A 19,968-nucleotide genomic window follows, 5' to 3' on the forward strand; every position below is an offset into this window, starting at 1 on the left:
TCACACCCCCGTACCGGAGTGCTCCCGGGCGCGTGCCAGGGAGTCGAGCCGGGCGAGCACGCCGAGGGCGAGGACGTAGGCGGTACCGGGCTGTTCGTCGACCAGGCGGCGGGCACGCCGCAGGTCCACCTCGATGCCCTTGAGTTCCTCCCCCTGCCGGCTCTTGGCGGCGGGGGCGGGCTGCTCCATCAGCTCCTTGCCGAAGAGGTGGGCCGACTCGTTGAGCAGTTCCCGGGCCAGGAATGCCACTTCCGTGCTGCGGATGGGCGGCTCGGAGTACAGGGCGTGCGCGGCGACCATGCACTCGGTGACGCGCTCGGTGACGCTCCAGGACACCGGGCCCCGGTGGGGCGGGGACTCGGGGTAGACGGCGTGCACGTTGTCCCACAGGCCGTCGCCGTCGCCGTCGGCGATGCGGCGCTGCCAGAGGTGGTCGAGGGTGCTCTCGGCGAGCTTCAGCAGGCGGTCCTGCGCCGCGATGTTCCGGGACAGCGCGCACAGCTGGACGGTCCGCTTCAGCAGCTGCGCGGAGAAGTCCGTCATCGTCCACTGCATGGGCGGGCCCAGGGTCTCGCTGCCCAGCAGCGGGAGGGACACACCGGGGTTGTGCAGGGCCACGGCGGGGTCCTCGCGGGTGGTGCCGCTGGTGATCCGGCCGCGCTCGGCGAGGCGTTCCATGACCGAGACGGTGCGGGTGAGATCGTCGTCCGTGGCGCGCCGGCGCACCAGGTCGTGGACCAGGATGGCGGCGACGGACAGGGAGAAGTACTCGGACTCCAGCGGCTCGAGCGTGGTCCGCCAGGGGATCTCCTCCAGCGGCCAGGTGCCCTCGCCGAAGCGGGCGATGCCCGACCAGTACTGCTGGGTGATCTCCCAGCGCAGCCGGAGCGCCTCGGCGAGCTTCTGCTGTTCGGGGCTGAGCAGGCCGAGGACGAGGGTGCGTTCGGAGAACAGGTCGAGGATGCCGTCCAGGGCGACGACGGTGAAGTACAGGTACGGAACGGGCGGGGCGATGCCGTCGGCCTGCTTGCCGATCGGCTCGGCGGTCTCCACCTCGGGTGCGCCGCGCACCAGGCTCCAGGCCCAGCCGCACTCGAACAGCCGGTTCTCGTTGCGCAGTTCGTCGATGACGTCGGCGTCAAGGCCGAGGGTGACGCTTTCCGCCATGACGGCGCGCAGCGCCCGGAACCGGTCCTGGAAGCGTTGCAGGACATGCCGTTCGGACAGGCGTCCGCGGCCGAGCAGCCGGATCAGGGCCCGTCCCTGCGCGGAGCCGGTGTCGACGACGTTGACGGTGTAGGAGCGCAGCAGGCCGACCATGGCGGCGGTGAGCCGGGTGCTGGCCGCCTCCCACAGCGCGTCGATCTGTTTGCGGGTGCTCGCCCGCTGTGTCCTGCCCCGGTAGACCCGGAGGAAGCCGAGGGTGGCCAGGCACAGCGTGACCGACATCGAGTAGGAGTCGACGACCGGTACCTCCCGCTGTTCCCGGGTGAGTTCCCGTCCGGAGTCGGCGGGGACGAAGTAGCTGCCGCCGGCGAAGGACGGGCCCGCGTTGCCGTGCCGTTCCATGAACTCGGACAGGACGGCCACGAGGGTGCGCGGGATTCCGGTGGCGTCGCCCACGGCCCTCAGTGCCCGCTCGACGTCGCCCGGGGTGATGTCGGGGTCGTCCAGCCGGAGCGAGGGGATCTCGGTGGCCGGGTACATGAGGCAGAGCAGCCGCTCCGCGTCCGCCACCGTGCTGAGCCCGCCCGGTGTGTCCCAGGACCACGCTCCGTCCGCGAAGGAGTGACGAGCCATCGCCTGCCAGATGCTCAGCAGGTGCTGGCGCGGCTTGATCAGCATGGTGTGCCCCCTGTTCTGTGCCCCCTCACAGATCACTCCGCCCCCGCGGAGGGACTTCTCAGGGGTTACCCCCGCCGCGGAAACCGCAAGCAAGGATCATGGACGCATAGCCTGGACGCACTTCCTCCGGTTTTCCGATCCGGTGGATCCGCAGGTCGCCTTCCCTGGCGTGGCGTGCGACACCGGCCGTGATCTGCGACTCGCTCACGTCGTACGCGGGAAAGGCCAGTCCGCCCACCTCGTATCCCGTGGAATGCTCCATGAACGCCGCGGCGAAAGGCGCCCCGGGCTGGAGGGAGCCGAAAAAGCACTCGAGCGAGCGGTCGAACTCCGCCGGCGAGCCGGATATGGATTCGGCCACGAAGAACATGGTGCCGAGTTGCCACTGGGCCGCCCGGCCGAGGAGGTGGAAGAGGTTTCCCCGCTCGACGCGGGCGATCCGGGACAGTGCGGCCCACGGCCCCCCGGGTACACCGGCGTAGGCGTCGTCCGTGCGCAGTTCGCTCCAGAAGGCGTCCCAGCCGCTGTCGCACGCGTCCCCCGCCAGCTGCCGGCGCAGGTATTCCACGTTCGGACGGGACCGGTCCAGCAGGGTGATCTCGTCGCACCAGGGCAGCATCAGAAGACTCGGATAGAGATTGGCTCCGGCGCCGACGTCGATTCCGCGGACCCGCCGTCCGGGGAAACGACGGAAATGATCAGTGAAGTGGGTGCGGACGAGGCTCATGATATGCGCGTCGACGTCGAGAACGGTGCGGTAGTTGCGCCAGACGTAGTCCAGGGGATCGAACTCGTCCCACCGAGCGTCGGTGTTCAACTGCGCCTGGCCAACCGGGGGTCCCAAAGGCATGCCCCACCGTATCAACGCCTCCTCTTTCCCGGCCGGCTCGTAATTGATCTGCCGGCCGGAGCGGAAGCACGGGGGGCGCACGGCAGCATTCGCCGCCCAGGGCGGTTTCAGGGGCCTTGAACCGCCGCCGGTGACCGGGCGATTCTGTTCGGATGCCAGCGACGCGCCGGTCCGTACGGGTACGGAACACCACCGGGGACGGCCTGCCCGTACGGATACGGAAGGCCACCGAGCACGACCTGGACGAGATCCGGCGGCTCGACGCGGAGGCCTTCCCCGGGGATCCGTACCCCTACTTCGTCCTGCGGCAGTACGTCGACGCGTTCGCGGACGGCTTCCTCGTGCTGGAGGAGGACGGGGGACGGGGCCTGTGCGGCTACGTCCTGGCCACTCCGGCGCACCAGGGGGTCAGCTGGGTCTTCAGCCTGTGCGTGACGCCCCGCATGCGCCGCAGGGGGCTGGGCCGGTGGCTGATGACCGAGCTGCTCGGGCGGCTGCGCGCGGCCGGCGCGCGCACCGTGCGGCTGTCGGTCGAGCCCGGCAACCGTCCGGCCGTCCTGCTCTACGGCGAACTGGGGTTCACCTCCGCGGGCGGCTGCCACCGCGACTATTTCGGCCCGGGCGAGCACCGGCTTCTCATGACACGCGTCCTGTGAACCGCCCGCCCCCCGCCACGCCACCGGCCCGGAACTCGCGGCCCGTTACGGCTCCCGGACACGGCCCGCGCCGGCATGCCGAGGACCCGGCCCGGGCGGTGGTGTGCCCGGGCCGGGTCCTCCCCTCACGTCAGGGACCGCGCGGGGTGGTTCTGGGCGAGGACGTGGGCATCTCCTCCGGCCGCATCACGCACAGGGCCCAGATGATGAACCCCGAGAACGCGATCATGACGACCGACCACACCGGGTAGTACGGCAGCGAGAGGAAGTTCGCGAGGATGATCAGCCCCGCGATGGTCACGCCGGCCACGCGCGCCCACGTCGATCCCTGGAACAGCCCGAGGCCGACGATCACGGCGATCACCCCGAGGATGAGGTGGGTCCAGCCCCAGCCGGTGAGGTCGAACTGGAAGACGTAGTTGCGCGTGTTGACGAAGACGTCGTCCTGGGCGATGCCCATGATGCCCCGGAAGATGTCGAGCACTCCGGCGATCATCAGCATGACGGCTGCGAAGGCCGTCAGTCCGGTGGCCCAGGCCTGCTTCGCCGTGTGCGGACGTGCGGTGTGGGTCGATGCCATCTTCTGCCTCGTTTCGTCTCGTCCGGCGGCTCAGCGGCGGCCGGGTGTGGAGGTGACGGAGGGGTCGGGGGCCTCGTGAGCGGGGGCCGCGGGGGCCGTACCTCCCGTGGGGGCGCCGCCGGAGAGGATCATCGCCTTGGCCCGGGCGAACTCCTCGTCCGAGATGTCTCCCCGGGACCGCAGCTCCGACAGCCGGGCGAGTTCGTCGACGTGGGACTTGCTTCCGCCGGCGGTCTCGCGGACGTAGGAGTCGAACGCCTCCTGCTGCCGGCGCGCCTGCGCGATCTCCCGCTTGCTCATGCTCTTGCCGCGGGCGATGACGTAGACGAGGACGCCGAGGAACGGCAGCACGATGCAGAACACCAGCCAGCCGGCCTTCGCCCAGCCGCTCATGCCGTCGTCCCGGAAGATGTCGACGACGACCCGGAAGAGCAGGACGAACCACATGATCCACAGGAAGAACCACAGCATCGTCCAGAAGGCGCTCAGCAGCGGATAGTCGTACGCGAGGTTCATCTGCGTGCTCATTTCTCTCCTTCGTTCCGGGCCTTCGCCCGGCTGCCGCACTCCGGCGTCTCTCAGCGTGCGCACGGCAAGCGCCGGGCGCCTCACCCGAGGCGGGTGAGCGTGGTGGCCGCCGCCCCGGCCGCACCCGCGGCCGGGTCCGGTCGGCCCGCCGCGGTCCGGTCAGCCGGCCGCGGGGTGCGCGTCGTCGGCCCGCGCGCCCGGGCCCGGCCGGGCCGGTCCCGCGGCGGAGGCGAGCACCGCCAGGATGATCATGACGGCGAGCACCAGGCACAGGATCAGGGCCACGACGCCCGCGGTCGGGTAGTTCCAGAGCAGCAGGGCCAGGGCTCCGGCCCCGATGACGATGCCGGTGGTCCAGGACCGGTGGGCGTCGAGCCAGCGTCCCGTCGAGCCGGTGTGCAGACCGGCGCGTTCCAGCGCACGGCCGGCCGCGGTCGTGCCCCGTACGGCCAGCTTCCGCACCGCGCGGGCCAGCCGCCCGGGGCCGTACAGGTAGGCGGCCACGGCGGTGATCACGGCGAGCACCAGCAGGGTGCGCGTGCTGTTGCGCAGGAACCGCACCAGCGTGTCGTAGACGACCGCGGCGGCGTCCGGGGGCAGGGTGGCCGGCGGCACGGAGTCCAGGTAGATCCGGCGGGCCACGGCGAGCGCGATCAGCAGCACCACCATCATCACGCCGATGCCGATGGCCGTGACCAGCAGCATGAACCGGTGCGAGGGCGCGGCCCACACGGTGAGCGCGGCGAACAGGAGCGTGATCACCGGCAGCCAGGTGCCCACCACGTCGAGCAGCCGCATGGCGCCCTGGGCCTCGTGCAGCTTGTCGGCCTCGAACAGCGTGACCGTCCGGTCGGGCGCGGGGATGGCGGAGGCCTTCTCGAAGCCGGCGGCCACCAGCCGCTGTTTGACCTGGTCGACGACGACGCCGATGTCCAGTTGCACATCGTCGCCCTGGGCGCGCAGGGCACCGCTCTGGTCGCCGGTGAGCACGTTCACCAGAGCGGTCTGCGCCTGCCGGTTGGAGGCCACCCAGACCTGCTTGAAGGCGTCGCTGGTGACGACCCGGCCCACGATGCCGCGCACCGCGTCGGTGATCGCGCCGCGCAGCGGGCCGGTGAGCGCGGTGGACCCGTCCACGACGCGCGGCGGGGCACCGGCGTTCTGCAGCGCCTTGGTCAGGGACGCGGTGAGCGCCTGTACGTCGATGTTGTCCACCACCCGGTTGGTCAGGCGGTCGATCACGACGTTCTGCACGGCGGGCTCGGAGGCGAGGGGGGCGACCGTCTGCACGTAACGGTCGGTGTCCGTGACCGTGTTGTGCACCCAGGCGGCGACGACGGCCAGGGGCGCGAGCACCAGCGTGACCACCAGCAGGACCACGGCGCCCGCGCGGCGCAGCCTGCGGTGCTTGACCGCGGCCGCTCTGCGCAACCGCTGGTACTCCTCGAACTGGGCGGCGCTGAGGGCGTGCCCGGACTCCGGAGCGGCGTCGGGCGTGGGCGGGACGGAGGCACCGGTCGATGCCATGGATCCTCCTGGGAGTCGGACCGTGCTCGGGTTCGCGGCTCGGGCCGTGGCCCGGCTCGGGCTCGGGCCGTGGCCCGGCTCGGGCTCGGGCGGTGCCCGGACTCGCGGCTCGGGCGGTGCCCGGACCCGGGCCTCAGACCGTGGTGGTGGGTCCGGAAAGGCGGGCCGTGCGCGCCTTGCGCAGCGCCGACCGCCAGGCGACGGCGACGCCCAGCTCGACCAGGCCGAGCAGGACGAGCCACAGTCCGAGCAGCCGGGTCAGGAAGAGGGCCGACTGGGCGGGCAGCGCCAGCACCACGATGCCGGCGACGATGCCGAGGGCCGCGGCGCCCAGGACGACGCCCCGGTGCGCCAGGTCCTTCACGGCGAGGGCCGTGTAGGCGCCGAGCATGCCGGTCAGCAGCCAGACGATGCCGACGATCAGCGAGAGCGCGGCGACGGTCTGCAGCGGATGCCGCAGGCACAGCACTCCGGCGAGGACGAACAGCACCGCGACGAGCAGCCGCGGCAGCCGTTCGCCGTGCCCCTCCCGGGAGAACGCGGCGACGAACTTGAACGCTCCGGCGACCAGCAGGTACAGGCCGACGATCACGGCCAGGACGTGCAGCGTCTCGTCCGGCCAGACGAGCACGATGATTCCGGGCACCAGGGTGGCCAGCGCGGACGCCAGGATCCAGGTCCAGGAGCTGCCGAGTCCGGCCAGTACGTCGGTGGCGTCCCCGGGCGTGCCGGGGGCCGTCCCGCCGGGCTCGCTGTCCGATCCGGCATGTGCCGCCGAACCACGCGATACGGTCATGGCTCCTCCTCGCGGGATCGGTTGCGGGTCGTCGCCGGACCGCCGGCGGGACGGTGTGCGAGGACCCGAGGCCAGAGTCCCGCGCCGCGGCCGCCGCCGGGTCACCCCTCACGGGTGATCCGTTTCCGTCCTTCCCGCGGTGGCCTGGGATGGGACTCGTGCACGCTCTCCCGGCCCGGAGCGGAAGGGACACGAGATGAGCGAACCAGCACCGCCCCGGCCGCGCCGGGACCCCTGGCCGCGTGCCCGGCGGGGGGAGGCCCTCATGGTCCTCGCCCGCTCCCTGCTCATCACCACCGGGCTCGTCCTCGCCTACTACCTGCTGCCGCTGGACTCGCACAGCACGGCCGGCACGTCGGCCGTGCTCGCGAGCGGGCTGGTGGGCGTGGGCCTGGTGTTCACCTGGGAGGTCCTGGTCATCACGCGGTCGCCGCACCCCCGGCTCAAGGCCGTCGAGGCGCTGGCGACGACCCTGCCGCTGTTCCTGCTGCTGTTCTCCAGCGCGTACTACCTCCTGGACCACGCCGTCCCCGGCTCCTTCACCGAGCGGCTGACCAGGACGGACGCCCTGTATTTCACCCTGACGACGTTCACCACCGTGGGATACGGCGACATCACCGCGCGGTCCCAGACGGGACGGGTGCTGGCCATGCTGCAGATGGCGGGCGGACTGCTGCTGGTGGGCGTCGCAGCGCGGGTGCTGACCAGCGCGATCCAGGCGGGCCTGCGCCAGCAGCACCGGGACCGGCCGCCCCGGTAGGGGGTTTTGCGGTGCGGCTCACCCCGGAAAGCGTTGCGAAACGGCCCGCACCGGACACCAGCGGGACGGCCCGCACCGGACACCAGCGGGACGGCCCGCTCCGGTACACCCGCCGGCCCGCCTGCCCGAAGGCCCGGGCCGCGCCGCTCACTCGGGGATGCGGCGCAGTTCCAGCACGCGCAGGCCCAGCGACTGGCAGCGGGCCAGCAGTCCGTACAGATGCGCGTCGTCCACCACGGGACCGAACAGGACGGTCTGACCGGACATCATCACGTGGTCCAGCTCCGGGAAGGCCTTGGTCAGCGTCTCCGACATGTGCCCGTCGACGCGGATCTCGTAGCGCATCAGCTGCTCTCCCGCGGTGCCTGGGAACGGGCGTGCCACGCCCCCTGTGTGAGCCTGCGCCCTGGGGGACGTACGGGCCTCACCCGGCACAGGTGATACGGCTCGCCGGGCGGGCCCGGCGGCGCGGCGGGCCCGGCGGCGCGGCGCGCGGGTGTCAGTGGGTCAGCACGATCTTGAACGTGAGGATCAGCAGACCGATCACCAGGTTGACCGCGGCGCTGAGCGCGACCAGGCGCCAGGAGGCGCCCGCGCGGCGGGCCGCGGCCATGGACCAGCCCACCTGCCCGGCGACCGCCACGGCGAGTCCCAGCCACACCGCGCCGGCCAGGTCCAGGCCGAGCAGCGGGCTGACGGCGACCGCGACGGCCGGCGGCACGGCGGCCTTGACGATCGGCCACTCGTCGCGGCACACGTGCAGCACCATCCGGCGGTCCAGCCCGTGCTGGGCCAGCCGCGCACCGAACAGCTCGGCGTGCACGTGCCCCAGCCAGAACACCACCCCGGTGAGCAGCAGCAGCACGGCCAGCTGGATGCGCGGGAACTCGCCCACCGCTCCGGCGCCGACCACCACGGAGGCGGCGAGCATCGAGCCGTACACGCCGCCCGTGTAGTCGGTGTGGGCCCTGCGCCCGGCCGCGCGCGCCGGGGTTCCGGTGCCGCCGGCCCCGGCCCGGGACACGGCGCTCACAGCAGCTCCAGCTCGCGGGCCCGGCGGACCGCCTCGTTGCGGCGGTTGACGCCGAGCTTGCGGTAGACGCTCTTGAGGTGGGTCTTGACCGTGTTCACCGACACGAAGAGGTCCGCGGCGATCTCCTCGGTCGACATCATCTGCGCGAGCCGCCGGAGCACGTCGCGCTCCCGGCCGCTCAGCTCCTCGACGACCGGCGCGGCGGGCCGCTCCGCGTGGAGCGCGGCGCCGGGCCCGGCGGCGGTGTGCCCGAAGGGCCAGTCCCGGCCGGGCTCCCGGGGCGTGTCGGCGCGCAGCAGCCGGCGCAGCCACGGGCCGGCCTCGAGGAAGGGCCGCCGCAGCCGGTCCCGGCGGGCCTCCAGCAGCGCCCGCGAGGCCAGCCGGTGCGCGGTGGCGTGGTCGCCCGCCCGGTCGGCGGCCTCGGCCCGGACCAGCAGGGCGCGCACCGTCACCGCGGGACCGGCGTGCTCCCCGGCGTCCAGGCTCTCCAGCAGTTCGAGGGCGGCCTCCCGGTTCCCCGCGGCCAGTTGGGCGCGGGCGGCGGCCACGGCGCAGCCGGTGTCCCGCCCGGCGGCCTCCTGGACCACTTTCACGGCCGTCTCGGGACGGCCCTCGGCCAGATGGGCGGCGGAGGCGATCAGCGCCGTGTGGTCCTCGGCCCAGGGCGAGGCCACCGCCGCGGGCACGGCCGTCCCGGCGGTCTCCAGGGCGGCCCGGACCCGGCCGCGGGCCAGTTGCAGGCGGGCCCGTGCCATGAGCAGGCAGGCCGCGGTCACGGGGTCCGGCGGCCCGGGCCGGCCGGCCGTCGCCAGGTCCAGCAGGGCCTGGGCCTGGTCGAGCTCGTCGCGTTCGACGGCCACCGCTGCCAGGACCAGGTGCGCGAGGCCCGAGCCGGTCTCCTCGGACAGGCCGAAGCGCTCCGCGTCGGCCAGGGCCGCCCGGGCCCCGCGTTCGGCGCGGGCGGGCCGGCCGGTGAGCTGGTCGATGAGCGCGAGCTGGCTGAGGGAGTCCTCCCGGGGCAGCGCCGTCGCCGCCCCGCCCGAGGGCTCCGCGACCACGCGCAGGGCGGCGCGGGCGTCGTCGAACCGTCCGGCCCACAGCCGCGCCGAGCCCAGGTGGGTCTGCAGCAGGGCGGCGAGTTCGGGGTGCTGGTCCAGCAGTGCGGGCGGAAGGTCGTGCCGCAGCCGCCTGGCCCGTTCCGCCGCGTGCTCGGCCAGGCCGGGGGAACCGGTCAGCCGGGCGGTGAGGACGTCCAGCAGGGCGCAGCTCAGCCGGGCCGCCGCGGTGCCCGGCGCGTTCCGGCCGTCCGGTTCCCGCCCGGTTCCGGGCCCGTCCAGCTCCCGCCGGGCGTGTTCCAGATGGAACCGGGCGCGGTCCAGGTCGCGCCCGGACAGCTCGCGCGCCGCGCGCACCAGGTCCGCCTCGGGACCGGCGACGTCGGGGGTCATGCGGGCGAACAGCCCGTCCAGGTTGCCGGAGCGCAGGCCGGTGAAGAACTGCCCGATCGCCAGGTCGTCGACGAGCGCGCGAGCGGTGAACTCCCAGTCGCCCGCGGCCGCGCCGTGGGCGAGGGTCTCGGGCAGCGGCCCGGCGTGCCGCAGCCACTCGGCGGCCCTGCGGTGCAGTTCGGTCTCCAGACCCGGGCAGCGCACCCGGAGGTGGGCGCCGAGGATCTCCGCGAAGAGCGGGTGAAGGCGGTACCAGGAGTGGCCCAGGTGCTCGACGAAGGCGTTCGCGCGGTGCAGTCCGGTCAGGATCGGCTCGGCGTCGCGGCGGCCGGCGAGGGCGTTGGCGAGGTCCGGGCAGAAGCGGTCGAGGACGCTCACGCGCAGCAACAGGTCCTGGGTCTCGGCGGGCTGCCGCCGCAGCACCTCGGCCAGCAGGAAGTCGGCGATGGTGCTCTGCCCGGCCTCGAACTCCTTGAGGTAGGTCTCGGGGTCGCTGCTCTCCCGCGCGGCCAGGGCGCACAGCCGCAGGCCCGCCGCCCAGCCCCGGGTGCGCTCCACCAGCGCGCGGGCGGCGGCCTCGCCCAGGCGCAGGCCGTGCAGCTCCAGCAGCGTCGTCGCCTCCTCGGGGGTGAAGGCGAGTTCGGCGTCCCGGATCTCGGTGAGGGTGCCGTCGGCGCGGTACCGGTGCAGGGGAAGCAGGGGTTCGCTGCGGGTGACGAGGACCAGGCGCAGGCCCCGTCCGGCGTGCTGCAGGACGAACCCGAGCTGTTCCGCGATCTCGGGGGCGGTCACGCGGTCGTACTCGTCGAGGACGACGGTCACGGGCCGCTCCCGCCCGTTCAGTTCCGCGGCGAGCCGGGCGAGCAGCGCGTGGTCCACCGCGCCTGCGTCGGCCGGGGAGCCGATCTCGCCGGCCTCGCGCACCCCGCCGGCCCGCAGGGCCTCCAGCAGATAGGCCCAGAAGACGCCGGGCGCCTGGTCGGTGGTGTCGCAGGTCAGCCAGGCGACCGGCGGGGCCTGGCGGTCCGCCCAGTCGGCGGCGAGCAGCGTCTTGCCCGCGCCCGCGCCGCCGTTGACCATCGTCAGCGGTGTGTCCAGCGCCTGGTCGAGATGGTCGAGGAGGCGCTGCCGGCGCAGGAAGGTGGCGGGCCGCACCGGTACGGCGAACCGGGTACGCAGGAAGGGGTCGCCCAGAGGATCCACACCTTCGGCCGTGCTCCCGGGCTTGGGGTCACCGGAATCGGACACCGCGCTCACCACCACTGTCCGTCATGTCCTGGGCAGCGCTCACCTCGCTCAGGATCTCAGGCTTTCGCGGGGCGCGCGCGTTGCGGAAGGAGCCGGTGCGCCATCCCGTCCGGGCTCGCGCGGTGAGGTGGCCGGTCACCGGCCCGCGCGGTGAGGTGGCCGGTCACCGGCCCCCGCGTCGTGACGCGGCCGGTCACCGGCCCTGCGCGGTGACGTGGCCGTCCCCGGCCCCGTGTGCGGGCGACGCGGCCGGAGTCACCGGCCCCCCGCGCGCGCCCGGCCGGACCGGCCCCCGCCGCACACCCAGCCCGACCGGCGCGCCGCTCCCACCGGGTGTACGGGGCCTGGACGGCGTGCCGCTCACCCCGGGCGCGCGGGGCCGGGCCGGCCCTGCGAGTGCGGAGGGCCCCGGGGCGGCGCAATCTGGACGTGTTCCCCGTGAGCGGTACGCGTGCGGCGGGCCGGACGGGACGGCCGGGCCGTGAGGAGGGACCAGTGGCGGACGGCGACCCCGGGCAGCGCCTGGACGAGAGGTCGGTCTCCATGCTGGAGGCCCTCTTCACCAGCGCACCGATCGGGCTGCACCTGGTGGACACCGACCTGCGGGTGGTCCGGCTCAACACCGCCACACCCGCCATGCAGGGGGTGCCGCTGTCGCATCTCGTCGGGCGACCGGTGCGCGAGGCCTACCGCATGGTCGAGGACAACGACGTGGAGAGCGTCCTGCGGGAGGTTCTGCACACCGGTACTCCCCTGTCGAAGCGCATCGTCCGGGCGCGCATCCGGGGTGACCCTCCGCAGGAGCGCCACTTCGAGGTCTCCGCCCAGCGCCTGGAGAACCCGCGGCAAGAGGTGCTCGGCCTCGCGATCACCGCGATCGACGTCACCGAGCGCGAACAGGCGCGCGCCCGCACCCGCGTGCTCGACGCGATCCGCCGGCGGGTGGGGCGGACGCTGGATCCGGCGGTGACCGGCGAGGAGTTCGTCGGCGCGGTGGTGCCCGATTTCGCCGACATCGCGGTCGTGGAGGTGGTGGACTCGGTGATCCGCGGCGACGAGCCCCCGCTGGCCCCGCTGCCGCCGGGCACCCCCCTGATGCGCACCGCGTTCGCCAGCAGCCACCCGAGACCGCCGCAGGCCCACCCGGTCGGTGACATACGCCGCCTGCCGGCGCCCACGCCCTACACCCAGGCCCTGACCGACCTGCGCCCCCGCGTGGTGCCGCTGGGCCCGTCCGCCGAGTGGATGTCCGTGGACCCGCACCGCGCCGAGGCGATCCACCAGTCGCAGTCCCACACCCTGCTCGTGGTGCCGCTGGCCCTGCGCGACACCGCGCTCGGCCTGGTCAGTCTGTACCGTGCGGGCCAGTCCCCGCCGTTCGACACGGGCGACCGGCAACTGGCGGTGGAGCTGGCCGCGCACACGGCGCTGTGCATCGACAACGCCCGCCGTTTCATCCGCGAGCACACCGTCGCCGCCACGGTCCAGCGCCAGCTGCTGCCCCGGCGCCCCGAGACCCACGCCTCCCTGGAGACGGCCTACCTGTCGGTCACGGGCGCGGACCCCGGCGCCTGGTACGACACCGTCGCGCTGTCCAGCGCCCGTACCGCGCTGGTGGTGGGCAACGTCTCCGGGCGCGGGCTGAACGCCGCCGCGACCATGGGCCAGCTGCGGACGGTCATACGGTCCCTGTCGGCGTTCGACCTCGCTCCCGACGAGCTGCTCGCCCGGCTGCACGACACGGCGGGCGAGCTCGCCTTCGAGCGGGCCAATCTGCCGCTGGGCGACCCCGTGCGCCGTGAGGCGCTCACCGCCAACTGCGTGTACGCCATCCACGACCCCCTGACCGGAACCTGCGTGATGGCGTCGGCCGGCCGGCTGGCGGCCGTCGTGGTCCACCCCGACCACACGGTCACGATGCCGGACGCCCCCGCCGGGCCGTGCCTGGGCACGACCGAGGACGCGCCGTTCGCGACCGTCGAGTTCAAGGTGCCCGACGGCAGCGTGCTGGTCTTCACCAGCGATCCGGTCCTCACCGCCTACCTCGCCGACGCCTCCCAGCCGCTGAAGACGGCGCCCGACTACGCCGACCGGCGGCTGCAGGAGCTGTGCGACGCCATCGTGTACTCCCTGCCGGAGGGCGTCTGGTCGGGCGACGCGGCGGTGATCGTGGCCCGCACCCGCTCCTTCGCGCCGGAGGGCTTCGCGGCCTGGCGGCTCGACGCCGACCCCGCCTCGGTGGCGACCGCCCGGCGCCGCACCCGCGCCCAGCTCGCCGCCTGGAACGTGGACCCCGAGACCGCCTTCAACACGGAGCTGATCGTCAGCGAGCTCGTCACCAACGCGGTCCGCCACGGCGCCCCGCCCATCGAGCTGCGCCTCATCAACGACCGCAACCTGACCTGCGAGGTGCGGGACTCGGGACCGGCCGCCCCGCACCTGCGGCACGCCCGGGTGGCGGACGAGGGCGGCCGGGGCCTGTTCATCGCCGCGCAGCTCGCCCAGGCGTGGGGCACGCGGTTCACCACCGAGGGCAAGACCGTCTGGACCGAACAGGCGCTTGCGGACAGCGGCTGACGGCCGCGTTCCCGGCCGTCCGAGCGGGGGCGGCGTCTCGCGGGCCTTCGGGACGGGCGTGCCGGGCGGGCCGGCGGGCCGGGTTCAGGGCCGCAGGCTGCCGACGATCTGCGCGGTGGCCACCAGCCCCTCGTGGATGGTGGGCGCCATGCTGGAGCCGGCCAGGAAGAACCCGAGCAGCACGCAGACCAGCGCGTGGGAGAACTTCAGCGCGCCGTTGCGCACGAAGATGATCGCGAGGATCGCCAGCAGCAGCACGACCGAGATGGAAATGGCCATCGTCATCCTCCTCCGCCGCGCCCGCTTCGCGGCTTTCGGCCGCAAGTGTGGCGCAGTGGAGGAGCGGACCGGGCGGCAGACGTGTCCGCCGTTCGTGTGGTTCCGCACGGGCCCGGCCGGGCGTGTCGGGTACGGCGGCCGCAACCGCACCCGCCGACCACGCGCGCCCGGCCGCCGGGACCGCGCGGCGCGCACCGCGGGCCGCCCGGGGCCCGGGGCCCGGGGGCCGGCTCCCGGCTCCCGGCTCCCGGCTCCCGGCTCCCGGCTCCCGGCTCCCGGCTCCCGGCTCCCGGCTCCCGGCTCCCGGGGAGGATCCGTCGTCGAGCCGGACGGCCCGCGACGTCCTGCGTGCCGTCCCGCAGACCTTCCTGTGCTGTGCGCCGTCGGTGTGCGTGGCGGAAACGCCGGTCCGGGGCGGCGGGGCGGGCCCGTCCGTGCAGGGGCGGGCCCGCCCCCGACACCGTCGGGCGGACGGTGTCCGGGAGCCGGGCGGGTCGGGCGCCTGCGCCGGGATCAGGGCGCCTGGAGGTCGACCAGCCCGGCCAGCGCCTCGCGATGGGCGCCCGCCGTGCCGTACGCGATCGAGTCCGCCTTGGCCCGCTTGAGGTGGAGGTGGACCGGATGCTCCCACGTCATGCCGATCCCGCCGTGCAGTTGCAGCGCCTCCTCGGCGGCGTGGACGGCGACGGGTGCGGCGTAGGCCTGCGCGACGGCGACCGCCACGTCGACGTCCTCGTCGCGGGCGAGCGCGTCGGCCGCGTTGCGGGCGGCGGCGCGCAGCCCGGCGACCTCCAGCCACAGCTGGGCCAGCCGGTGCTTGATCGCCTGGAAGCCGCCGACGGGCCGGTTGAACTGCTTGCGCTCCTTCAGGTAGCGGACCGTCTCCGTCAGCGTCCAGTCGGCCAGGCCCAGTTGCTCGGAGGCGAGCAGTCCGGCCCCGGCGCGCAGGGCCCGCCGTACGGCGGGTTCGGCGGCGCCCAGCCGGCGGCCGGACGCGCCGTCCAGCCGTACGGCGGCCAGCGGGCGGGTGAGGTCGAGGGACACCTGCGGGGTGACGGTCACCGCCTGCGCGTCCACGGCGTACAGCCCGCCGTCGTCGGCGGGCACGAGCAGGACGTCGGCGGCGGCCGCGTCCGCGATGCCGGTCAGTTCGCCGTGCAGGGCGCCGCCCTCGAGCCGTGCCGCCGGGAACGCGGCCCCTGGCGCCGCGTGCAGCCCTACGGCGAGTGCGCCCCGGGTGCGCCCGGAGGCGAGGGCGCCCAGCAGTTCCTCGTCGGCGCAGGCCAGCAGGGCCTCGGTGGCGACGACGGCGCTGGTGAGGTAGGGCACGGGGGCGACGGCCCGGCCGAGCTCCTCCAGGACGACGGCCGCCTCCCGGTGGGTGGCGCCGTGGCCGCCCAGCTTCTCCGGCACCAGCAGGCCGGCCAGGCCCATCCCGTCGGCGAGCGACGTCCACAGGGCGAGGTCGTGCGGAGTCCGCGACTCCACCCGCGCGATCACGCCCGCCGGGTCGCAGTGGTCGGTGAGCAGGTCCCGCACCGCGGAGCGCAGCGCCTCCTCCTCCTCGGAGTACAGCAGATCCGTCATCGGGCGAGGTCCTTCCAGGCGACGTCCTTGTCGGTGCGCGGCTCGGGGGGCAGGCCCAGGACGCGCTCGGCGACGATGTTCAGCAGGACCTCGTTGGTCCCGCCCTCGATGCTGTTGCCCTTGGCCCGCAGATAGCGGTAGCCCGCGTCCCGGCCGGTGAAGTCGACCAGCTCCGGGCGGCGCATGGTCCAGTCGTCGTACAGCAGTCCCTCCGCGCCGCGCAGTTCCACCTCCAGGCCGCTGATCTCCTGGTTGAGGCGGGCGAAGGCGAGCTTCATGCCGGAGCCCTCCGGGCCGGGCTGGCCGGCGACGAGCTGCTGGCGCAGCCGCTCGCCGGTGAGGCGGACGACCTCGGCCTCCACCCACAGCCCCAGCAGCCGCTGGTGCAGGTCGTGGGTGCGCAGCTCCGGGCGCTCGCGCCAGGTCCTGGCCACCGGGCCGATCATGCCGCCCTCGCGGGGCAGCCGCATGCCGCCGATGGACACGCGCTCGTTCATCAGGGTGGTCTGCGCGACCCGCCAGCCGTCGCCGACCGCGCCGAGGCGGCGGGAGTCGGGGATGCGGACGTCGGTGAGGAAGACCTCGTTGAACTCGGCCTCGCCGGTGATCTGCCGCAGCGGCCGCACCTCGACGCCGGGGTCGGTCATGTCGCAGAGGAAGTAGGTGATGCCGGCGTGCTTGGGCACGTCCGGGTCGGTGCGGGCGATCAGGATGGCCCAGCGGGCGACGTGGGCGCTTGACGTCCACACCTTCTGCCCGTTGACGATCCAGTCTCCCCCGCCCCCGCCCCCGTCTTCGCCCGGTCCGGAGGCGCCCCCTTCGTCCCGGACGGCGCGGGTGCCCAGGGCGGCCAGGTCGGAGCCGGCGCCGGGCTCGCTGAAGAGCTGGCACCAGACCTCCTCGCCGGTCCACAGCGGCCTGAGGAAGCGCTGCTTCTGCTCCTCGGCGCCGTAGCGCAGGATGGTCGGGGCGGCCATGCCCAGGCCGATGCCGATGCGGCGCGGGTCGTTGTCGGGCGCGCCGGCCGCCTCGAGTTCGGCGTCCACCACGGCCTGGAGCGAGCGGGGAGCGCCCAGTCCGCCGAGACCCTCGGGGTAGTGCACCCAGGCGAGTCCGGCGTCGAAGCGGGCCCTGAGGAAGTCGAGGCGGTCGGTGGCCGCGGGCGGGTGCGCGGCCAGCAACTCGCGGGTGCGGCGGCGCAGTTCCGCCGCGTCGATGGGGTGGTCGGTCATGCGGCGGCTCCGTTCTCCAGCGCGGGCACCACGGCGATACGGCCGGTGGTGACGCCGTCGGCGACCCGCTGGACGGCGTCGGCGGCGCCGCCCAGCGGCACCCGCTCGCTCACCAGCGGCCTGATCGCGCCCCGGTCGGCCAGCTCGGTGAGCTGTTCGTGGCAGTGCTGGACCAGCTTCGGGTTCTTGGTGTTGTACAGGCCCCAGTGCAGGCCCAGGATGGAGTAGTTCTTGACCAGCGCGTGGTTGAGGGCGGGGCTGGGGATGGTGCCGCTCGCGAAGCCCACGACCACGATCCGGCCCTCGAAGGCGACGGTCTTGGCGGACTGGGCGTAGGCCTGGCCGCCGACCGGGTCGTAGATCACGTCGGCGCCCCGGCCGCCGGTGGCCTCCTTGACCGCGGCGACGACGTCCTCGGCGTGCCGGTCGATCACGACGTCGCAGCCGAGCCCACGGGCCACGTCGGCCTTCGCGGCCCCGCCGACGACGCCGACGACGGTGGCGCCGGCCGCCTTGCCGAGCTGCACGGCCGCGCTGCCCACTCCCCCGGCGGCGGCGTGCACGAGCAGCGTCTCGCCCGCCTGGAGGTGCGCACGGCGGTGCAGCCCGAACCAGCCGGTCTGGTAGCCGATGTGCAGGGCGGCGGCCTCGGCGTCGTCGAGGGCGTCGGGCGCGGGCAGCAGGGCGGCGGCGTCGGCGACGGCGTACTGGGCGAAACCGCCGTACGGCAGCGCGGGGTTGGCGATCACCCGGCGGCCGTCCTCGGTCTCGCCGCAGATCTCCACCCCGGGGGTGAACGGCAGCGGCGGCCTGACCTGGTACTGGCCGCGGCACATCAGCGCGTCCGGGAAGTTGATGTTCGCGGCGCGCACCTTCAGCACGACCTGGCCGTCGCCGGGGACGGGTGGCGCGGTCTCCTCCAGGCGCATCACCTCGCCCGGTTCGCCGTTCTCGTGCACTCGCCATGCCTGCATGCGCCGCCTCCAGGGGACCGCGTTTCACCGGACTGGAACGGATCGCATACTAAGCGGTCGCTTGCCCATCGGGGAACACCCGGTCTCAGTCGTCCTCGCCACGCCGCGACGGCCGCGCGCGCACATGCATGCGTTCCCCCTGCGGTCCGAACAGGCTGAGGAACTCCACCGGCCCCTCTCCCGTGGAGCCGAACCAGTGCGGCACGCGCGTGTCGAACTCGGCCGCCTCCCCCGCGCCGAGCACCACGTCGTGCTCGCCGAGCACGACGCGCAGCCTCCCGGACAGCACGTACAGCCACTCGTAGCCCTCGTGGGTGCGCGGGTCCGGCTCCTGCCTGCGCCGCGGTTCGAGCACCTTGAAGGCCTGCAGGCCGCCCGGCTGCCGGGTCAGCGGCCAGTGGGTGCGGCCCCCGCGCACGAACGGCCTGGCCCGCACCCGCGGGTCGCCCACCGGAGGCGCGCCGACCAGTTCGTCCAGCGGCACCCGGTGGGCCCGCGCGATGGGCAGCAGCAGCTCCAGGCTGGGTTTGCGCAGCCCGGACTCCAGCCGCGAGAGCGTGCTGACGGAGATGCCGGTCGTCTCCGAGAGGGCGGCGAGGGTGACCTCCCGCTCCTTGCGGATGCGCCGCAGCCTCGGCCCCACACCCGCCAGTACGTCGTCCGTCGTCATGTCGACATTGCAGGTTCGGCAAAGACGTTTGTCAATCCGGCAGGGCGCGGGCGATGGTCGGCGGCGGAGGTGGTCGGCCATGACCGGGAAGACGGAGACGACCGGGACGACGGGGAAGACGCGGAAGACGACGACGGGGAAGACGGCGACGGAGAAGGCGGAAGCGGTGCGGAGGGCACCCGACGGGCACGGGTACGAAGCGGTCGTCGTCGGGGGCGGCGCGGCGGGGCTGTCCGCCGCGCTGGTCCTCGGCCGCGCGCGGCGGCGCACCCTGGTCGTCGACGCGGGCGAGCCGCGCAACGCGCCCGCCGCGCACATGCAGGGGTTCCTGTCCCGGGACGGCATGCCGCCGGCCGAGTTCCTCGCCACCGGCCGCGCGGAGATCGCCCGGTACGGGGTCGGACTGGTACGGGACCGGGCGGTGCGGGCCGGACGCGACGCGGAGGGGCGGTTCGAGGTGACCCTGGCCGGCGGCGACACGGTCCGCGCCCGCCACCTGGTCGTCGCCACCGGTCTGCAGGACGAACTGCCGCGGGTCCCGGGCGTGGCCGCGCGCTTCGGCCGGGATGTGCTGCACTGCCCCTACTGCCACGGCTGGGAGGTCCGCGACCGGGCCTTCGGCGTGCTGGCCACCACGCCGACGAGCGTCCACCAGGCGCTGATGGTGACCCAGTGGTCCAAGGACGTGACGCTCTTCCTGCACGAGGTGGCCGGGGAGCGACTGTCCGCCGAGGACCTGGACCGGCTGGCCGCGGCCGGGGTCGAGGTGGTGCCCGGCGAGGTGGCGGAACTCGTCGTCGAGGACGACCGGCTCACGGGCGTGCGCCTGGCCGGGGACACCGCCTCCGGGCAGGGTGCGGTGCACCCCTGCGAGGCGCTGTTCGTGGCCCCGCGCGCGGTCCCGCGGACCGGCCTGCTCGAACAGTTGGGCGCAGAGCTGACCGAGACCCCGTTCGGCGCGTACCCCGTCGTCGACGAGCGGGGCCTGACCACCGTGCCCGGACTGTGGGCGGCGGGGAACGCGAGCGGGTTCGCCGAGCAGGTGATCAACGCGGCCAGCCGTGGCTACCGGGCGGGCGCGGCGATCAACGGCGAACTGCTGTTCGCCGACCTGGACGCCGCCGTCGCCGCCCGCGCGGCCGCGAGGGACGGCGGCGTGCACGGCACGGACGGCGCGAAGGGAGCGGACGGCGCGGACGGCGAGGACGCCTGACCGCACTCCCCCGCACGGCGGCCGCCTCCCGGGGTCCGGGCCGTTCCAGAGCCCGGCAGGCTTCCCACAGTGCCGTCCCACAGCCCGGGACCCGGAGCCGGGGACCTCCCGAGGCCGGGCCCCTCCCGGAGCCGGGCCCCTCCCGGGGTGCCGCGCAGGTGTGGA

18 protein-coding genes are annotated in these 19,968 nt (G+C 74.3%); 4 read left to right on the forward strand and 14 right to left on the reverse strand.

Features of this window, described 5'->3' with window-relative positions; genetic code table 11:
• Positions 1 to 1,845, reverse strand: coding sequence for an SCO2524 family protein (locus tag ACI2LW_RS10955; protein ID WP_404730871.1), 1,845 nt, complete (start codon positions 1,843 to 1,845; stop codon positions 1 to 3).
• A 58-nt stretch (positions 1,846 to 1,903) separates the two neighbouring features.
• The gene (locus ACI2LW_RS10960) at positions 1,904 to 2,662 is read right to left on the reverse strand and encodes an SCO2525 family SAM-dependent methyltransferase (RefSeq protein WP_404730872.1); all 759 of its coding nucleotides are present in this window, start codon (positions 2,660 to 2,662) and stop codon (positions 1,904 to 1,906) included.
• A gap of 185 nt (positions 2,663 to 2,847) precedes the next feature.
• Here ACI2LW_RS10960 and ACI2LW_RS10965 point away from each other — a divergent pair, with 185 nt between their 5' ends.
• Positions 2,848 to 3,351, forward strand: a complete 504-nt coding sequence (locus ACI2LW_RS10965) for a GNAT family N-acetyltransferase (protein WP_404730873.1) — start codon at positions 2,848 to 2,850, stop codon at positions 3,349 to 3,351.
• 130 nt (positions 3,352 to 3,481) lie between these two features.
• Here ACI2LW_RS10965 and ACI2LW_RS10970 read toward each other — a convergent pair whose 3' ends face one another.
• From ACI2LW_RS10970 to ACI2LW_RS10985, 4 genes are all read right to left on the reverse strand, one after another.
• On the reverse strand, positions 3,482 to 3,931 hold the full coding sequence (locus ACI2LW_RS10970; protein ID WP_404730874.1) for a hypothetical protein: 450 nt from the start codon (positions 3,929 to 3,931) through the stop codon (positions 3,482 to 3,484).
• A gap of 30 nt (positions 3,932 to 3,961) precedes the next feature.
• Positions 3,962 to 4,459, reverse strand: coding sequence for an SHOCT domain-containing protein (locus tag ACI2LW_RS10975; protein ID WP_404730875.1), 498 nt, complete (start codon positions 4,457 to 4,459; stop codon positions 3,962 to 3,964).
• A gap of 159 nt (positions 4,460 to 4,618) precedes the next feature.
• Complete coding sequence (locus ACI2LW_RS10980) at positions 4,619 to 5,986, reverse strand: hypothetical protein (RefSeq protein ID WP_404730876.1); 1,368 nt, start codon at positions 5,984 to 5,986, stop codon at positions 4,619 to 4,621.
• A gap of 133 nt (positions 5,987 to 6,119) precedes the next feature.
• A complete protein-coding gene (locus ACI2LW_RS10985; RefSeq protein ID WP_404730877.1) occupies positions 6,120 to 6,782 on the reverse strand; it encodes an HdeD family acid-resistance protein in 663 nt (220 codons plus the stop codon).
• Between the two features lie 196 nt (positions 6,783 to 6,978).
• On the opposite strand from ACI2LW_RS10985, the gene ACI2LW_RS10990 reads away from it, so the two are divergent.
• On the forward strand, positions 6,979 to 7,542 hold the full coding sequence (locus tag ACI2LW_RS10990) for an ion channel (RefSeq protein WP_404730878.1): 564 nt from the start codon (positions 6,979 to 6,981) through the stop codon (positions 7,540 to 7,542).
• A 147-nt stretch (positions 7,543 to 7,689) separates the two neighbouring features.
• On the opposite strand, the gene ACI2LW_RS10995 is transcribed toward ACI2LW_RS10990, so the two are convergent.
• From ACI2LW_RS10995 to ACI2LW_RS11005, 3 genes are all read right to left on the reverse strand, one after another.
• Entirely contained in the window at positions 7,690 to 7,887 is a 198-nt protein-coding gene (locus tag ACI2LW_RS10995) for a hypothetical protein (RefSeq protein ID WP_404731005.1), read from the reverse strand.
• Between the two features lie 154 nt (positions 7,888 to 8,041).
• The gene (locus tag ACI2LW_RS11000) at positions 8,042 to 8,575 is read right to left on the reverse strand and encodes a hypothetical protein (RefSeq protein WP_404730879.1); all 534 of its coding nucleotides are present in this window, start codon (positions 8,573 to 8,575) and stop codon (positions 8,042 to 8,044) included.
• Entirely contained in the window at positions 8,572 to 11,280 is a 2,709-nt protein-coding gene (locus tag ACI2LW_RS11005) for a LuxR C-terminal-related transcriptional regulator (RefSeq protein ID WP_404730880.1), read from the reverse strand. The genes ACI2LW_RS11000 and ACI2LW_RS11005 overlap by 4 nt, the downstream gene beginning before the upstream one ends.
• Positions 11,281 to 11,766: 486 nt before the next feature.
• On the opposite strand from ACI2LW_RS11005, the gene ACI2LW_RS11010 reads away from it, so the two are divergent.
• Positions 11,767 to 13,848 (forward strand): SpoIIE family protein phosphatase, encoded by a 2,082-nt coding sequence (locus tag ACI2LW_RS11010; RefSeq protein WP_404730881.1) that lies wholly within the window; start codon positions 11,767 to 11,769, stop codon positions 13,846 to 13,848.
• An 84-nt stretch (positions 13,849 to 13,932) separates the two neighbouring features.
• Here ACI2LW_RS11010 and ACI2LW_RS11015 read toward each other — a convergent pair whose 3' ends face one another.
• The 5 genes from ACI2LW_RS11015 to ACI2LW_RS11035 all read right to left on the reverse strand — a co-directional run bounded on the left by ACI2LW_RS11015 (position 13,933) and on the right by ACI2LW_RS11035 (position 18,590).
• A complete protein-coding gene (locus ACI2LW_RS11015; protein WP_404730882.1) occupies positions 13,933 to 14,127 on the reverse strand; it encodes a hypothetical protein in 195 nt (64 codons plus the stop codon).
• A gap of 513 nt (positions 14,128 to 14,640) precedes the next feature.
• Complete coding sequence (locus ACI2LW_RS11020; protein ID WP_404730883.1) at positions 14,641 to 15,714, reverse strand: acyl-CoA dehydrogenase family protein; 1,074 nt, start codon at positions 15,712 to 15,714, stop codon at positions 14,641 to 14,643.
• Positions 15,711 to 16,946, reverse strand: a complete 1,236-nt coding sequence (locus ACI2LW_RS11025; protein WP_404730884.1) for an acyl-CoA dehydrogenase family protein — start codon at positions 16,944 to 16,946, stop codon at positions 15,711 to 15,713. Before ACI2LW_RS11025 ends, ACI2LW_RS11020 begins: the two co-directional genes overlap by 4 nt.
• Positions 16,943 to 17,920 (reverse strand): NADPH:quinone oxidoreductase family protein, encoded by a 978-nt coding sequence (locus tag ACI2LW_RS11030; protein ID WP_404730885.1) that lies wholly within the window; start codon positions 17,918 to 17,920, stop codon positions 16,943 to 16,945. Before ACI2LW_RS11030 ends, ACI2LW_RS11025 begins: the two co-directional genes overlap by 4 nt.
• 85 nt (positions 17,921 to 18,005) lie before the next feature.
• Entirely contained in the window at positions 18,006 to 18,590 is a 585-nt protein-coding gene (locus tag ACI2LW_RS11035; RefSeq protein ID WP_404730886.1) for a helix-turn-helix domain-containing protein, read from the reverse strand.
• A 79-nt stretch (positions 18,591 to 18,669) separates the two neighbouring features.
• Here ACI2LW_RS11035 and ACI2LW_RS11040 point away from each other — a divergent pair, with 79 nt between their 5' ends.
• Positions 18,670 to 19,803 (forward strand): NAD(P)/FAD-dependent oxidoreductase, encoded by a 1,134-nt coding sequence (locus ACI2LW_RS11040; RefSeq protein ID WP_404730887.1) that lies wholly within the window; start codon positions 18,670 to 18,672, stop codon positions 19,801 to 19,803.
• The last annotated feature ends 165 nt before the right edge of the window (positions 19,804 to 19,968 follow it).

Origin of the sequence: Streptomyces sp. NPDC004065 (genome assembly GCF_044903565.1) — a bacterium.
Taxonomy (GTDB): domain Bacteria; phylum Actinomycetota; class Actinomycetes; order Streptomycetales; family Streptomycetaceae; genus Streptomyces.

What these genes read in the sequence shown, in the direction of transcription:
- ACI2LW_RS11015 (WP_404730882.1), bottom strand. Translation starts at nt 14,127, where the DNA reads ATGGCCATTTCCATCTCGGTCGTGCTGCTGCTGGCGATCCTCGCGATC.
- ACI2LW_RS10995 (WP_404731005.1), bottom strand. Translation starts at nt 7,887, where the DNA reads ATGCGCTACGAGATCCGCGTCGACGGGCACATGTCGGAGACGCTGACC.
- ACI2LW_RS10965 (WP_404730873.1), top strand. Translation starts at nt 2,848, where the DNA reads ATGCCAGCGACGCGCCGGTCCGTACGGGTACGGAACACCACCGGGGAC.
- ACI2LW_RS10980 (WP_404730876.1), bottom strand. Translation starts at nt 5,986, where the DNA reads ATGGCATCGACCGGTGCCTCCGTCCCGCCCACGCCCGACGCCGCTCCG.
- ACI2LW_RS11040 (WP_404730887.1), top strand. Translation starts at nt 18,670, where the DNA reads ATGACCGGGAAGACGGAGACGACCGGGACGACGGGGAAGACGCGGAAG.
- ACI2LW_RS10970 (WP_404730874.1), bottom strand. Translation starts at nt 3,931, where the DNA reads ATGGCATCGACCCACACCGCACGTCCGCACACGGCGAAGCAGGCCTGG.
- ACI2LW_RS10975 (WP_404730875.1), bottom strand. Translation starts at nt 4,459, where the DNA reads ATGAGCACGCAGATGAACCTCGCGTACGACTATCCGCTGCTGAGCGCC.
- ACI2LW_RS10955 (WP_404730871.1), bottom strand. Translation starts at nt 1,845, where the DNA reads ATGCTGATCAAGCCGCGCCAGCACCTGCTGAGCATCTGGCAGGCGATG.
- ACI2LW_RS10985 (WP_404730877.1), bottom strand. Translation starts at nt 6,782, where the DNA reads ATGACCGTATCGCGTGGTTCGGCGGCACATGCCGGATCGGACAGCGAG.
- ACI2LW_RS11035 (WP_404730886.1), bottom strand. Translation starts at nt 18,590, where the DNA reads ATGACGACGGACGACGTACTGGCGGGTGTGGGGCCGAGGCTGCGGCGC.
- ACI2LW_RS11030 (WP_404730885.1), bottom strand. Translation starts at nt 17,920, where the DNA reads ATGCAGGCATGGCGAGTGCACGAGAACGGCGAACCGGGCGAGGTGATG.
- ACI2LW_RS11025 (WP_404730884.1), bottom strand. Translation starts at nt 16,946, where the DNA reads ATGACCGACCACCCCATCGACGCGGCGGAACTGCGCCGCCGCACCCGC.
- ACI2LW_RS11020 (WP_404730883.1), bottom strand. Translation starts at nt 15,714, where the DNA reads ATGACGGATCTGCTGTACTCCGAGGAGGAGGAGGCGCTGCGCTCCGCG.
- ACI2LW_RS10990 (WP_404730878.1), top strand. Translation starts at nt 6,979, where the DNA reads ATGAGCGAACCAGCACCGCCCCGGCCGCGCCGGGACCCCTGGCCGCGT.